Here is a 15,281-nt window from a genome sequence, read left to right on the forward strand (position 1 = left end):
AACTCTGTTGCTGACTGATGCTTAGGATGATGTCTGACCATAGTAGGCATTTTTGCCATGTTTACGTAGATAATGCTTGTCGACTAGCCCTTGCTTTAAAGGTTTGACCGAAGGAGCCAGGGTTCGCGTCAAATAAGCCATTTTGGCAATTTCTTCTAATAATACGGCGTGATAAACCGACTTGGCCGCATCTTTACCCCAGGTAAAGGGCGCGTGGCCGGCGACAATAATCATCGGTGACTCGTCCGGGGAGCGGGTAGCAAAACATTCAACAATCTGCGCCCCGGTTTCATCTTCATAATCTTTGGCGATACGTTCGTCACTCATCACTGGCGCACAGGGGATTTCGCCGTAAACATAATCGGCGTGGGTCGTTCCATAACAGGGGATTGGTTGTTGCGCCTGTGCCCATGCGGTGGCATAGGTTGAGTGGGTATGAGTAATACCACCAATGTCACCCCATTCACGATATAGATATGTATGGGTTTTGGTATCCGATGAAGGGTTAAAGCGCCCTTCTACAATGTTGTTGTTCATATCAACAATCACGATATCATCGGCTTTTAAATCTGCATAAGGCACGCCACTGGGTTTAATGGCGACAACGCCTTGCTGACGGTCAACCTGAGAGACATTACCAAAGGTATAAGTCACCAGATTGCGATGTTCCAGCTCCATATTGGCTTCATACACCTGACGTTTTAATTCTTTGTAACTCATACGGCACCTCCGTTGACATAATCTCCCAAGGATAGGTAACGCTTATACAAGCTATCATATAGCGCGGCATGCTCAGGATTTGGCAAGTACGTTTTATATACCGGTGACGCCATCACTGCTTGAGCCTCGGCCACAGTGGCATGTGCACCACCAACAACAGCCGCAAAAATGGCTGCGCCCAAGGCGCAACTTTGTTCACTTTCGAGCACGTCAATGGGGCAATTCCACACATCGGCACAGGTTTGCATAACAAAATCGGATTTTTTCGAAATACCGCCAATCACCACTACCGACTCAACCGGCACACCTTCATCTCGAAAACGTTCGGTAATGGCTCTTGAGCCAAAGGCGGTCGCCTCTACTAGTGCCCGAAAAATATGCGGCGCTTCGCTGCCCATTTTCAAACCACTGATGGCCATACTGACTGACTGGTCGGCATCTGGAGTACGACGTCCATTAACCCAATCTAATGCCGTAATTCGACTGCTGCCTACCGGCACGGCTTGGGCTGCGTAGGAAAGCTCAACTAAGATACGTTGTTCAATTTGCTCAACCAGCTGATTGGTTGATGACGGATCCTGCGATGCTATTGACGGCAATACCTGTTGCACTGGCCACATCAATACATTTTTAAACCAGGCGTACAGATCACCAAATGCCGATTGTCCTGCTTCTAGTCCAATCATGCCGGGTAGTACCGAACCATCAACCTGACCGCAAATTCCTTTCACACAACGCTCACCAAGCTGCTGTTTGGAGGTAACGGTAATATCACAGGTCGATGTCCCCATTACCTTGGTTAATACGCCAGGTTTAACACTGGCGGCGACTGCTCCCATATGACAATCAAAAGCACCGTAGCCGACCGGGATACCGGTGGGCAATCCCAGACGTTTCGCCCAATCCGCAGTAAGTTGTCCGGCAACCTGATCTGCAGGTTGAGTGTTTGGATTCAAGGTATCGACCAAGCCGTCCAGTAACGGATCAATACTGGTAAAGAAACTATTAGGCGGAAAACCGTCCCATTCGGCATTCCACATTTGCTTGTGTCCCGCGGCACAGCGACCCATCACAAATTTATCCGGATGGGTGGTGGCGGTTAATTCGGCGGTCAGCCAGTCACAGTGTTCTACCCAGGAATAGGCAGCATCACGTACCTCTGGATCTTGCCTGAGTACGTGCAATGCTTTGGCCCAATACCATTCAGAGGAATAAATACCGCCCATGTGTTTAAGATAGTTAACCGATGCCGCATTGGCAGCGGCGGTAATTTCAGCGGCTTCTTTTATCGCAGTGTGGTCTTTCCATAGCACAAACATGGCGTTGGGATTGTCACTAAATTCCGGCGTTAACGCTAAAGGGTTGCCCTGCTCATTAACCGCGACTGGGGTTGAGCCAGTAGTATCGATACTGATACCGACTACGTTGTCGGCGCTACCTGCCGGCGCGTTTTGCCATAAACCGGTCAATACCAGTTGCAAACTATCCAGATAATCCTGCGGGTGTTGTCTGAACTGGTCCTTGCCAGGTTGACAATACAAGCCTTCAGTCCACCTTGGATACAACACCAGATGACTGGCAACTTCCTGCCCGGTGGCGGTATCAACCAGCAATGCCCTGACGGAGTCAGTACCATAGTCGAGACCAAGTGCATAACGCGACATACAAAACCTTTTTAAATTTTTACTTAGCAATAAGTATTCTTAAAATCTATTTGTATGATAATATCAATATTAAGAAATTGTAAAGAATTTATAGCAATATTCTTAAGTCTAACCGCTGCTATGACCTATCAATATAGAACAAGTTAGATCCCTTAATTTTATTGGACTATTAACCGTAAAATGGAGTTTTTAGCGGGCGGATTAGCGAACACTTAGCTCAGACAAACGACACACCTTGTTAATTTTATATTACAAAACAGCAAGGCAATGTCATATCAGTCTTAACATGATGAGGTATCACAGGCGGCAGACACGTTGACTGGAGTGATGCGTCCTTTGCATAACCACGTGATTCAGCTGGCCAGAGTATTGGCATTTTATGTCTATATCTCATACCCTTACGTACATGAGTCAAGCCCATCTACATAAACATCAATTAAAGCGATATTTGCAAGATATTCTGCCCCTGTATCCTGACGGTATTTCGGAATATGACTTGTTGCAAAGGCTGAAAAAACCGCCTTATGCATTTTATAACGACAACTTGCTCGCCGATCCATTAATGATGTTTCAGACCCACTTTTTATTGTTTAACGTCCTTTATCAATTAAGAGATGAGTGGATAGAAGCACAACATGCTGAGCTGGACATTCATTGTTCCGCGATAAAAATGCGCCCGTGGCAGCAAGGAAGCTATGGATTGCAGCAACAGGACAAACTGCGTGAATATTATCTAAATTGGGATAATTTTACCGATACCGATCAACAAGAGGTAGAAACGTTATTAGATACCTTTTGGGCCAAACTAGGTAAGATTCCAGCCAACGATCTGGTAGCGCATATCAGTGTCGAGGACGCCATGCAAATACTGGAATTAGCTGAGCTCACCTCCCCTTCTGCGTTAAAACAACAATATCGACGTTTACTTCATCAACATCATCCGGATAAAGGTGGTGAAACCGGCTATACGCAAAAACTGCAACAGGCTTACCAGTGTTTAAAATACCAGTTTTAACGGGCAACCTAGAGCAGTTTACCTTTACTGGCAAACTCGGCTTGAATATCTTCCAGTCGTCTCCCCCGGGTATCAATTCCACTTTTAAGTAAAACCACGGCAAAAAACAACAGAGGTAGTGCGATTAAGAGTGCAGAGAAAGACAAACTATTAAAGATCCCCATAATGCCCAATATCGCCCCCATTATTCCGCCAAATTTAGAACTTGCTGCCACAATTCCGGTGCCAGAACCACGTAAATGCACCGGATAGATTTCCGCCGCATAAGGGATTAGCATGGCAATAACGCCACTGGAACTGACCAACAAACACGCGGTAGCAACAATAATAGTACTGCTAGACACCATCCCGAATAATTCAAATAGCCAATACAGCATTAGGCTGGCGGCGGTCATCCCAACAAATAACACCAGGGTTTTTACACTACTCCAGTGGTGATACAACCACACCACGGCCAAAATACCCGGCAAAGCCAATAATCCGGATTGCGCCAACAGTACATTAGTGGTTTCGGCACTCATGCCCATATCGCGTAAATTAGTCGGTAACCACAATAAAAAGCCAAAATTAACTACGCCCCACACGAGTCCGATACCAAGTAAAGCGACGGTGATATTGGCATAGATGCCTTTGATGGAATGTAAAAAGCCACTGTTATCAACGGCTTGTTCTGGCTCTGTGATCTGATCTTCGCTATCCACTTCACCGTTATACTGCGCCAGTATCGCCCGCGCCTCTTTACGTAAACCGGCATTGGCTAAAAAACGGGGGGATTCGGGGATATAACGGTTAAGAACAATAACCGCAATACCGGTAGGTAAACCTAACATCCATAAAATACGCCAGCTAAATAGTGGTTCCAAAATGGCGGCGGCTCCCGAGGCTAATAGATAGCCGGCAGCGGTACCCACGCCCCCTAACGCCACTAGCAACCAACCACGATGACGGGCAGGGATCATTTCAGCCATTAAGGTAAAGGTAATAGGCAACAGCCCCCCCGCGGACAATCCCATCAAAAAGCACATGACCAGATTCCACTCAAAACTTGGCATCGCACCACAAATGGATGTACCGATAAACATCAACGCCGATAATAAAATAGCGGCACGGCGACCTAACATATCCGCCATACGGCCCCATAATATGGAACCAAGCATCGTGCCGGTTAACGCGATTAACGCCAGTGTTCCCACTGTTTCAGAGTCTATTTGATACTCATTGACCATCCCGGGCATCACAAAACCAAGTGTGGCCGGTTTCATCACATCCACAACAACCGCCACCAATAAGGCAAACACCAGTTTGCAGTGTTCCCAATTCAGCGGGCTATGATCCGCAACATGAAAATGTATCGCGGCAGTACAGTTATTTTGGCGTAACAATGCTAATCTCGGCATCATTCCATAGCAGGCAAAAATTAATCCCATCGGGATCAATGCCATTCCCACCAGCATGGTATTACCCATCGGCATACCCACCATCCGGTAGCCCATATGCGAGGCATGCACAAACATCGGAATATGCGATAACACGCCCAAGGTAATAAACACACATCCCATCCAGAACGCTAGGGGATGATGAAATGAATAACTTTTAACCTGCACTAAATATTTATCCTGAAACAACTTGATTCAATCCCCTATTGAACCTAATTACAGTGGAATTGACCAGTATCAAACGCTTATATATTAAAAAATCATGCGGTTATCTGAATAAAGCTTGGGATAGATCAATGTAGAAAAATGAAATGGAAGGAATATTCCCGCTATTTGTATTGAAAATAGCCCTTCCTGACTAACCGAGCACAACTCACGTCGTTATTTAGTATTTTTAAATCGCAATACAAAACGGCTGGTCATACCGCCGGGGATATCCCATATCTTTTTCGATTTATCGTCGGTGTTGTTTTGCAATATGGATAATTCACCGTCCAGAGTAAAACCGGCGTCAGCCATTTGGCTTTTCACGATGGCCGGATCAATTCGATGCAACGTACCGCCAACACTGCTGGGCGCACCTGCCATGGCTTCATGATCGACAATACCAATAATCCCGCCGGGTTTTAAAAATTGTCTAAATTTGGCCAATACTTTAGTGACGTTGATCTTCTCGGCTTCGCTCATAACATAAAAAAAGTCGTGATAGCCCAGAATAAGGAAAATGGTATCAACGCTATTTTCTTCCAGTTCAAGGTTATTCAGCGAAACATCCATGCGCACGGTGTTGGCGAGTCGGTCTCCATCACCTAAGCGTTTGGACAGGCTTTCACCATAGTATTTCAGAAAATGCTTATCATTATGGATAATCACTTTGCCCTGCTCACCAACGACACGGGACAATATTTCCGAGTAATAACCGCTACCTGCCAGCACATCCAGCACTGTGGTACCCGGTTGCACATTGAAAAAGTTGATAATTTGCTCTGGCTGGCGTTTAGCATCCTTAACCCGATCCGCGTCAGGCCGATCAGGATTTTCAACCGCTGACTTGATGACCTGTTGGGTTGATGGATTGGCATGACCGATAGCGGAGAGTGACAGCAAACTTATTGCCAATAGCGTTTTTGCAGTTAGATATTTCATTCAGGTTCCCTCTTTAATTTAGCCAACATTACTCTGCATATTAAGGTAAATCAATTAGTTATAAAAAAAGTCCAATCTAAAGGACAACCAGAATGACACCATCATTGCTTGGCTTTATACCCTTTACCGTAATCATCAACGTTTGCCGATACGCCAATCGATATTCAAGCCAGAATTGGCGAAAAAGCAGTCTCTAAAAGGATGTGGATTGGCTGCGTTTAGTCATTGAGTTGAATAAAGCGATTATGTTTTTACGGCAAGGGTGACGGGAATGGTAAAGGGGAGTCGTGATATACTCCCCTTTAGATTTTATACTGAATTTAACCTTTGGTTGCCGCAGCCAAATCCAATGCGGTTAAGCGTTGCAACAAGCCTTGTTGCTCCTTCACCACCGCCCCACATTGCAACCACTGAATTAACAACTCATCCAAACTGGGCTGAACGCCAGTTTGTAATTTGTCGGCCATCAGTTGTAGCTGGATTTGCTTGCGTAAACCACTATCCTGACTTGGCGAGTCCACTTCTTGCAGAATTTCCATTTGCAGGGTTAGTGAATGACGTTTTTGCGCATCTGGCTGATTAACCCGCAAGGCTTGTTGCCAGGCATTCGGCAGTGCATCAACGTCATCTGGTAAATCCCCTTGTTGCCAATTAGCTAACAAAGTAAATAACTCCTCAAAACGATTTAATTCGGCCTGCTGTTGCAGTTGGTCAACTCGGCTTTGTTGCAGTTGCAGTAATTTTTCGACTTTCCCCCGCCACGTTTTCATCGCTGGAGGCGACAGTTCATTGATTAGGGTTTGCATATCCTGCTGATATTGCTGAGTGTGCTGCAGGTCAGCAATACTTTGAGCATCATTAGTGAGCGCTTTCCATTGTTGCTGTAACGCGTCAAGCTGGACAATATGCTGCTGTTCCGAGGCTTTTTGTTGTGCTTGTTCATCCTGACGTTTATCAAACACGACATTGTTCAGCGCTCTAAATTGCTGCCATAATTTTTCGTCCTGTTTGCGCCCGGCCGAACCGATCTCTTTCCATTTTTGCTGTAGTTGTTTGGCCTGTTCAATTGCCTGTTGGGTATCTTCAATACTACCAAGTTGTTCGGCCTGTTTAACTAACAGTAACTTGCGTCGTTCATTATCTTGATAAAAGTCAGTCGCAATCGTTTTTAGCGCGGTTTTGGCTTGCTGATATTGCTTATTTACCTGCTGGCGGACTTTATGATCCACTTCGCCAGTTTTAAACCAGCGTTGCTCCAATCGGGTAAACTGTTTTACTTTTTCAGCATTATCCTGCGCTGAGGTAGCCAGCTGTTCCAGTTCGCCAATAATCTGCTGCTTTTGCATCAGGTTGTCTTTGCGCAGCTGTTCCTGCTGCTGGTAATGCTCACGGCATGGCTGAAACGCTTGTTCGCTCCATTGATCAAATGCCTGATTATGAGCATCATCTTCAGGGGTGTTCAGCTTACCTAAACTGTTCCAGTCCTGGCGTAATTGCTTAATCAGCTCAGCTTGCTCAGCAACCGGTTTAGGCTGTTCGGCCAGCTCTTGAATCACTTGCAGTAATTCAGGTTTACGCGGTGCGGCAATATAAGCTTGCCAATCCTGCAGTTTGCTGACTTCTTCGGTGGCACTATCCAATTTGGCCTGTATTTTCTGACGATAAGCGTCCGGCAAGTTTTGCACTGCTGCGGTCAATTTACGATGCAATGCCATCGCCCCATGAAATTTACCAACCTTAATTAAGCGATCAAACTTAAATAACTGCTGACGGGCATCATCCAGTTGCTGGTTGATATCGGTTTCCAGTTCACGGATGGTTTTATTCCATTGTTTAACCAATTGATGCCATTGATTAGCGACGTCGCCCAAGCTATCTGCAGGACTAATCTGTTTTAAATCACGCCATTGCTGTTTAAGCTCGTCAAAATCACGCTTTACCGTTAACCACTGTTCGATGTTTTCAGGTAAGACTAACTCATTCAATGCGTGTAAAAGTGTCGCGCCCTGCTCTCTCGCCTGTTGGATCTGTGGCAACGCCCCAAGGGTGCGTTGTAATTGGGCTGACTGTTTTAATAACGCTTGGGCCTGTTGATTAGCAATATTAACCAAATCCCCGTGAATATCTTGCAACTGCGTGAGCCATAGTTGATTTCTGTCCTCGTCAATGCTGGCAATATCACCGTTTAATGCATTTTGAATCAGGCTTATCTGTTGCTCTAAACCAGCTAGTTTTTCGGCTTCAGCCTTTAATTTAACTTGTTGTTGCTGTTGTTTGTGCCAATCTGGATAAAGCCGTTCGAGGCGGTTTTGCAAACTGACCTGGATCTGCTGATATTTCCCAGTGAACTCGTCCGATTCAGTTGTGGCTAACAAGTTAAACTCATTACTTAACTGTTCGAATTGGGTATTTAACTCGGTCTGTGAATCAAGCAGCCGCTGGTAGTCGGGTACGTCCACTAATGCGGCCAACTTGGCTAACAGCAAACGGGCTTGACGATTTACGTCCTGACTACGTTGTTGCTGTTGTTGCTGCTGCTGGAGTTTTTGCTCGGCCAGCTCACGCACATGGGGGCTGGACGCCTTTTTCAATACTTTCAGCAAGCTGGCAATATCATTAAACTCATTCAACAATGCGAGTTGCAGTTCACTGTTGTCAGTGGCAAAAAACAGTTGCTTGTTTAGCTGAGGCCGATTTAGGCGCTGCAATATGTCCAGCACCACTTTGGTATCATTACTTTGGCGGGCAATTTTTTCTAATAACGCATTATTAGTGCACTCTTTAATAAACTGACTGCGCTCAGCAACATTCAGTAATTCAGGTTCATCTGCTAGCAATTGTTGTTCAACAATTTGATAAGCCTGCTTTTTGACTTGAGCGTTTTTGTCGGTTTCCGCTATTTTCCACCACAGCACAAACTGATTCAGTCGATGTAAGGCACTAAGACGCACTTGGGTGTTGTCGTCATTAAAAGCCAGTTCATGCAATTGAGTTCGTTGTTCAGGATCCGTCGGTGACAAGCCGGCAATGGCGCTAATTCTGACCTGAGGATTTTTGTTTTTATACTTAGGAGTAAGAAGAGATTTAAATATCATCCGAGTTGAATCGCATTATAGGATTAGAGTTATAGGCTTGCTGGGCCATGTCTTGTTTTAACTGCTGACGGGATTTTTGCACAATCTGGCCATCTTCACCGATTGACATATGCTCGTCTGATTTTAATACTTTGGCCTGATATAACATCACCGCCTGCAGACTATTTTCACGCTGTTCTTCATTTAATACGGTGCCATCGGGCCATTTACCGGTTTCAACCGCTTGCAATAAGCGCTGATAGATTTCAGGTGACATGGCATTGACTAAGGTTTGCATCGACATACTGTTATGACCTTTTTAAGAACACAATACGAACGCGATTAACAATCGCCCAAAAGAATCCTCCCACTGCAGCTCCCACCGCAATCTGGTATTCCAGCGACTCTTTATCCACATTATCTTGCAGCGCAAACCATGCTCCACCGGCAATCATTAAAATAGCGATAATAGATTGGGTATTAACACTTTGTAATTGCTGATTTTTACGCAATGCGGCCTTGCGACGCACATCCTCTTCATCAACCTGATCAAAAGCAACACCACAATGCTGACACAACTTGGTTTTATCCGATATTTTCTTATTACAGGCAGGGCAATTAATTAACGCCATGCATTACTCCAGTTAGATCAAAGGAGCGTGACCCAAGGCCGACACTCCTTATAAGTATTAATATATTAAGGCGGTAAACGCCTCAGGTTTATTTTTTATGTTCTTTATCAAAATCTTGCCAATACTGAGCGACGGTTTCTTTCATTTCTTTGCGAAGCATGAAAATACCAAACAGGTTAGGTAAGGTCATGACCACAATCGCCACGCTGGCTAAAGTCCAAACTAAAGTCGTATCTGAAAATGATGCCCAGAAAAATCCGGCGACATAAATAACCCGATAAGGCATAACCGAACGCGCACCAAATAGATAAGTCATCGCCCGATCACCATAATACGACCAGGCAATGGCAGTCGAAAAGGCAAACAGTAATAAGCCTATGGATACAATATACTGACCAAAATCACCAAAGAAACCTCGGGTAAAGGCTTTGGTGGTCAAGGCGGCAGAGTGGATCAGCGACTTACCGGAAATAATCACACTATCTTTTACTGGCAATCCATCTACGATTTTTAACGTGCCAGTGTACGCATCTTCTGCTTCACCAATACTAAAACGCACATCTTCGGCAAAAGAGTGAGCTTGCATAATAGTGTAATCACCTGGCATTGCTTTACCTTCAACGACTTTAATATCACCGGTGTAAGGTTTAATTTTATGGTCGTCAACATGATTAAGGTATTTAAACATTTCCTGGCGATCGGCTTCGTTGGTTTCGGAAAATTTCCCTGCCACGATAGCCATATCGGATTTTTGGAATACGTTGTCGAACTTCTCATGCCATACACCAGAAGACAAAATCACTAAACCGGTGATGGTACAAATGATAATGGTATCGATAAATGGCTCAAGGATAGACACCATCCCTTCTGAAACAGGTTCATCTGCTTTTGCCGCTGCGTGAGCGATTGGTGCAGAACCTTGACCGGCTTCGTTAGAAAACAGCCCACGGTTAACCCCACGGTTAAAGGCATACGCGATAGTGGCACCAAGGAAACCGCCGGTAGCCGCAGAACCGCTAAATACATCACCAATAACAGAAGCAAAAGCGGGTCCGATATTTTCGATGTTATAAAAAATAACTCCGAAGGCACCAATTAAATATATTCCCGCCATTAACGGTACAATTTTAGACGTGACTGCCGCGATACGGTGAATACCGCCCAAGATAACCAGACCAAGTAACACTGCCAAAACGCCACCAGTGATCATCGGCTCCAGACCAAATGACTCTTGCATGCTAGAGGCAATACTGTTGATTTGCGGCAAATTACCGGTACCAAATGAGCTGATAACCGTGGCAATTGCAAAACCGATGGCCAGCCATTTCATATTCAGGCGTCGATCCATGTAGTACATGGGACCACCTGCCATCGTGCCGTCTTCAGTTTTTACCCGATATTTATGCGACAGGGTGACTTCGACAAATTTGGTGGTCATGCCCAAAAAGGCCGTTGCCCACATCCAGAATAACGCGGCTGGTCCACCTAAGAAAATGGCGAATGCAACACCACTGATATTACCCGTACCGACGGTGCCGGACAGCGCGGTCGATAAAGACTGAAAGTGGGTTGTATCGCCCGGTGCGCCTTTTTTATCGTATTTACCGGTAACCACTAACCACGCATGCTTAAAATAGCGAATTTGTGGAAATTTAAGATAGATTGTAAAAAATAAACCTACCCCTAACAGTACATACGGGAACCATCCCGCACTGCCCAAATTACCATCCAGCATTTTCAAAAAATTATGAAAGGATTCCAAGGTATTCCCCTATTATTATTTATTGTTATTAGGCGTTGCGCCTGATTTTTATGTTTGTTTTTAAAACAACGTATTATCTTAAGTGATCTGCCACGGCGTGAATAGCAATAAGCACATCCTCACCCAACTGTTTACTGCGCTTGGGAGACCAGCCATAAGCCGCATCAGCCAAGTTTATATTATCCTTAAAGGGCATTTCCAGCGTATAAGCCAAACAATCAAACTGATGCGCCACGGCATTACACGCTACTGTTAAATTGGCTTTCCCCGGCTCATCCTTGGGATAACCAACCTCGTCCTGAAACTCTGGTGTAGCCATTAAAAAAGCCTGTTTAAAGCGGTTTTCCAATGTTTCGATACGTGCATTATAGCTTGGCGTTCCTTCTGAACCGGCCACAAAGTTATAAGGCAAGGCTTCATCACCGTGTACATCCAAAAACATATCAACACCGGTTTGTTGCATTTTGTTTAATACATACAATACTTCCGGGCTATTTTCCTGACTGGGCGATTGCCATTCACGATTCAGATTGGCACCGTTGGCATTCGTGCGTAAATGACCACGAGCCGAGCCATCTGGATTCATATTCGGTACGATATACAATACCGCTTTATCCAATAATGAACGGCCTACACCATCATCTTCATCGAGTAAACGTTCTAGTAAACCTTCAATCAGCCATTCCGCCATCGTTTCACCCGGGTGCTGGCGAGCCGTTATCCAGATTTTCTTTTTACCTTCTTCTGGTTGGCCGACGACCAATAACGACATATCTCGACCGTCCAGCGTTTCGCCCAAATGCTCATGACGGCAATCAAAACAGGTCTGTGCCCAACTGATTAGGTCAAGATGGCGCTCGTAAGAATACGGCGCAAAATAGGCAAAATAGGTAATGTCGTGCTCGGGTGTGTGATCGATATGCAGATTCGTACCGTCAAACTCGGTATCAACTCTAAACCATTCTTCGCGATCGTAGGATGCAACCGCCTGATAATTCTGCCAACCGTCTGGGTAAGCTGCCTTATCAACATTCTGGATAGTTAATTTATGATTAATAAATGGAGTGGAATCCAACTTAAAATGGAACCACTGAAAAAAATCGGATTGATTATCTTTGTTAATAGCTAATTGAATATCATCAGGTTGTTCCGCACGGATGACTTGAATATTTCCGCTATCAAAATTACTGGTTATTCTCATGGAATGTCTTCGAATTTAGTTGTAGGGATAAATGACTGGCGTAATCTACCATATTTTAAAAGCGACTGGCTAACCCTGACAGGGCTTTTAGCGAATTTTTGAAGGTTGAGAGTAAAACTAGGCTGACAGTAATTAAAATGGACTGGGTAAAAATGCAACAGGGTGAAATCACGTCCACCCTGTTTACTCGTAATTAATTTAAACCGGCAATGACGGTACTTTTAATCCCGCCATATCTTGCACCACACGCATCACTTGGCAACTATAGCCAAACTCGTTGTCATACCATAAATAAAGAGTAGCGCGATTATCTGCCACGATGGTGGCTTGAGAGTCCACTACCGATGCAAAACGAGTTCCGACCAAATCGGTTGACACAATTTCTGTCGAAGCGGAATAGTCTATCTGGTGATGTAACGATGAAAACAACGACGCGCTGCGTAAAAAATCATTCAACGCTTCACGACTGGTGCTGTTATTCAACTGCAAATTAAGAATAGCCAGTGACACATTGGGAGTGGGCACCCGGATCGCATTGCCGGTCAGTTTGCCCGCTAGTTTCGGATATGCCTTGGCAACAGCTTTAGCCGCACCGGTTTCGGTGATGACCATATTTAATGCCGCACTGCGACCACGGCGATCCGCTTTATGGAAGTTATCAATCAAATGCTGATCATTAGTAAAAGAATGTACCGTTTCCACATGGCCACTGCTAATACCGTATTGTTCATCCATCATTTTCAGTACTGGAGTGATGGCGTTAGTAGTACAACTTGCTGCCGATAAAATAGTATCTTCAGCTAAAATGTCGCCATGGTTGACGCCATGCACAATGTTTTTAATCTCACCTTTACCTGGTGCGGTGAGCAGTACTTTAGCCGCACCTTCAGATTTAAGATGCAAGCCTAATCCATCAGCGTCACGCCACATACCGGTATTATCTACCACAATGGCGTTGTCGATCCCGTATTGGGCATAATCTACTTCGTCAGGAGAGTTAGCATAAATCACCTGAATATACGCACCGTTAGCTTTAATTGCATTACGCTCGTTATCCACGGTAATTGACCCATTAAATGGACCATGCACCGAATCACGACGTAACAAGCTGGCGCGTTTTTCCAGATCACCTTCTTTACCGCCACGCACTACAATTGCACGCAGCCGTAATTTATTGTTTTTGCCCTGACGTTCAATCATCAAACGCGCCAACAATCGCCCTATTCGACCAAATCCATAAAGCACCACATCTCGTGGCTGTTGCTGCTCGGATACCTGATTAATACTGGTTAGTGCATTATTTAAGTACGTCTGAATGTCCGCACCTTGAGATGAATCGGCATAATGAAAACGATAAGCTAGTTTACCCACATCAATCTCAGCCGGCGCTAACGGCATGGCACTTAATGCCTGAATAAATGGAAAGGTTTCCCTTAGGCGAAGTTTCTGACCTTCGTGCTGGCGAACCGTGCGGTGCGCTTTAATAATATCAATGGCACTGGCACCCACCAGTGAACGACCATATATGGTTACTTCGATAGATTTATCCCGGTATAACTTACCTAATAACGGTAACATTTGTTCGGCATATTCCTGACGTTCCTGCCAACTGTTCTGCAATAGCTGTTCATGCTGCTGATTCATTCTTACGGCCTTTTACGCTGCTGTTTTGTAGGGTTCTATTGTCTTACTACGGGAGTTGCCATAGCAAAATCGGCGCTAGTGTAATGAAAGAATCAACTGATGCAAAATTGTACAGAAATTACTGAAAGCCTCTACATCAGCGGCTTTAGGCGTTTATTTTGGTAACTTTACGCCAATCGCTGTTTTTTTATACGCAATGTGAGTTTGAGATAAGATATTTAACCATTTTGAAGCAGCTATGATGTATACCGTGGCAGAGTCAACGCCTTTGATTATCGTGGCTTAACAGGCCATCCCAAGACTCTGGGATGACCATACTCTGCTCAAAATAAAATGAAAAAAACTTTCATTAATTATTTTTCGCCGGGTTCAAATGTAAGAGAAACTGAATTCACACAATAACGCTGTCCGGTGGGTTGTGGGCCATCAGGAAAAACATGACCTAAATGTGCGTCACAATGCTTGCAGGTAATTTCGGTCCGCGTCATACCATGGCTGGTATCGGTGTGATACCCGATATTTTCCGCATGCTCGGCAAAGAACGATGGCCAACCACAGCCAGCATCAAATTTGGTGTCAGATGAAAAAAGTTCGGCACCGCAGCATTTACACAAATACATCCCTTTATCGTTTACATCGAGCAGTTCTCCGGTAAATGGTCGTTCAGTACCTTTTTCACGGCATACTCTAAATTCTTCAGGAGTTAATCGTTCTTGCCATTGTTGCTCTGTTAACTTCATAGTTATCCTCAACGACTGTTTGTCTTTCATAAAAAATTTAATAACAGGTATAGCAGTTCAAACAAACGATGAATATCAAAATCATTGCTAAACTAACATGCGTAGAACAAGTGTCTAATTTTTAAACGAACAATTGGGTTAAATTGTAATTTTATAACAGATGAAGCGAGTTTATGCGCGTAATCATTGAACATTACCAATAATTTCTGTAATTTAGTTACAATAATTTCAGCAACATTAAATGTAA

General features: G+C 44.5%; 12 protein-coding genes. 1 reads left to right on the forward strand and 11 read right to left on the reverse strand.

All coding sequences use genetic code 11. The annotated features are described in order from the left end of the window. Positions 1-21 precede the first annotated feature (21 nt). On the reverse strand, positions 22-720 hold the full coding sequence (locus ACTD55_RS01490; protein ID WP_438862531.1) for an L-ribulose-5-phosphate 4-epimerase: 699 nt from the start codon (positions 718-720) through the stop codon (positions 22-24). Further along, positions 717-2,384: a ribulokinase gene (locus ACTD55_RS01495; RefSeq protein WP_438862532.1), complete on the reverse strand. Its 1,668-nt coding sequence runs from the start codon at positions 2,382-2,384 to the stop codon at positions 717-719. The genes ACTD55_RS01490 and ACTD55_RS01495 overlap by 4 nt, the downstream gene beginning before the upstream one ends. Before the next feature lie 379 nt (positions 2,385-2,763). On the opposite strand from ACTD55_RS01495, the gene ACTD55_RS01500 reads away from it, so the two are divergent. Beyond that, positions 2,764-3,399, forward strand: coding sequence for a DNA-J related domain-containing protein (locus tag ACTD55_RS01500; protein WP_438862533.1), 636 nt, complete (start codon positions 2,764-2,766; stop codon positions 3,397-3,399). 8 nt (positions 3,400-3,407) lie between these two features. On the opposite strand, the gene ACTD55_RS01505 is transcribed toward ACTD55_RS01500, so the two are convergent. The 9 genes from ACTD55_RS01505 to msrB all read right to left on the reverse strand — a co-directional run bounded on the left by ACTD55_RS01505 (position 3,408) and on the right by msrB (position 15,034). After that, entirely contained in the window at positions 3,408-5,003 is a 1,596-nt protein-coding gene (locus ACTD55_RS01505; protein WP_438862534.1) for an MFS transporter, read from the reverse strand. Between the two features lie 213 nt (positions 5,004-5,216). Beyond that, entirely contained in the window at positions 5,217-5,981 is a 765-nt protein-coding gene (locus tag ACTD55_RS01510; RefSeq protein WP_438862535.1) for a class I SAM-dependent methyltransferase, read from the reverse strand. A 320-nt stretch (positions 5,982-6,301) separates the two neighbouring features. After that, positions 6,302-9,076 (reverse strand): DUF349 domain-containing protein, encoded by a 2,775-nt coding sequence (locus ACTD55_RS01515; protein WP_438862536.1) that lies wholly within the window; start codon positions 9,074-9,076, stop codon positions 6,302-6,304. Continuing rightward, positions 9,066-9,359, reverse strand: coding sequence for a YeaC family protein (locus tag ACTD55_RS01520; RefSeq protein ID WP_438862537.1), 294 nt, complete (start codon positions 9,357-9,359; stop codon positions 9,066-9,068). The genes ACTD55_RS01515 and ACTD55_RS01520 overlap by 11 nt, the downstream gene beginning before the upstream one ends. A gap of 4 nt (positions 9,360-9,363) precedes the next feature. Then, positions 9,364-9,687, reverse strand: coding sequence for a hypothetical protein (locus tag ACTD55_RS01525; protein ID WP_438862538.1), 324 nt, complete (start codon positions 9,685-9,687; stop codon positions 9,364-9,366). Positions 9,688-9,775: 88 nt separating this feature from the next. Next, complete coding sequence (locus ACTD55_RS01530; RefSeq protein WP_438862539.1) at positions 9,776-11,449, reverse strand: alanine/glycine:cation symporter family protein; 1,674 nt, start codon at positions 11,447-11,449, stop codon at positions 9,776-9,778. A 73-nt stretch (positions 11,450-11,522) separates the two neighbouring features. Further along, positions 11,523-12,650: a M14 family metallopeptidase gene (locus tag ACTD55_RS01535; RefSeq protein ID WP_438862540.1), complete on the reverse strand. Its 1,128-nt coding sequence runs from the start codon at positions 12,648-12,650 to the stop codon at positions 11,523-11,525. 198 nt (positions 12,651-12,848) lie between these two features. Then, on the reverse strand, positions 12,849-14,294 hold the full coding sequence (locus tag ACTD55_RS01540; RefSeq protein WP_438862541.1) for a glyceraldehyde-3-phosphate dehydrogenase: 1,446 nt from the start codon (positions 14,292-14,294) through the stop codon (positions 12,849-12,851). A 353-nt stretch (positions 14,295-14,647) separates the two neighbouring features. Beyond that, on the reverse strand, positions 14,648-15,034 hold the full coding sequence (msrB, locus tag ACTD55_RS01545) for a peptide-methionine (R)-S-oxide reductase MsrB (protein WP_438862542.1): 387 nt from the start codon (positions 15,032-15,034) through the stop codon (positions 14,648-14,650). Positions 15,035-15,281: the final 247 nt, after the last annotated feature.

The sequence above is a fragment of the Neptunicella sp. genome (assembly GCF_048268085.1).
Classification (GTDB): domain Bacteria; phylum Pseudomonadota; class Gammaproteobacteria; order Enterobacterales; family Alteromonadaceae; genus Neptunicella.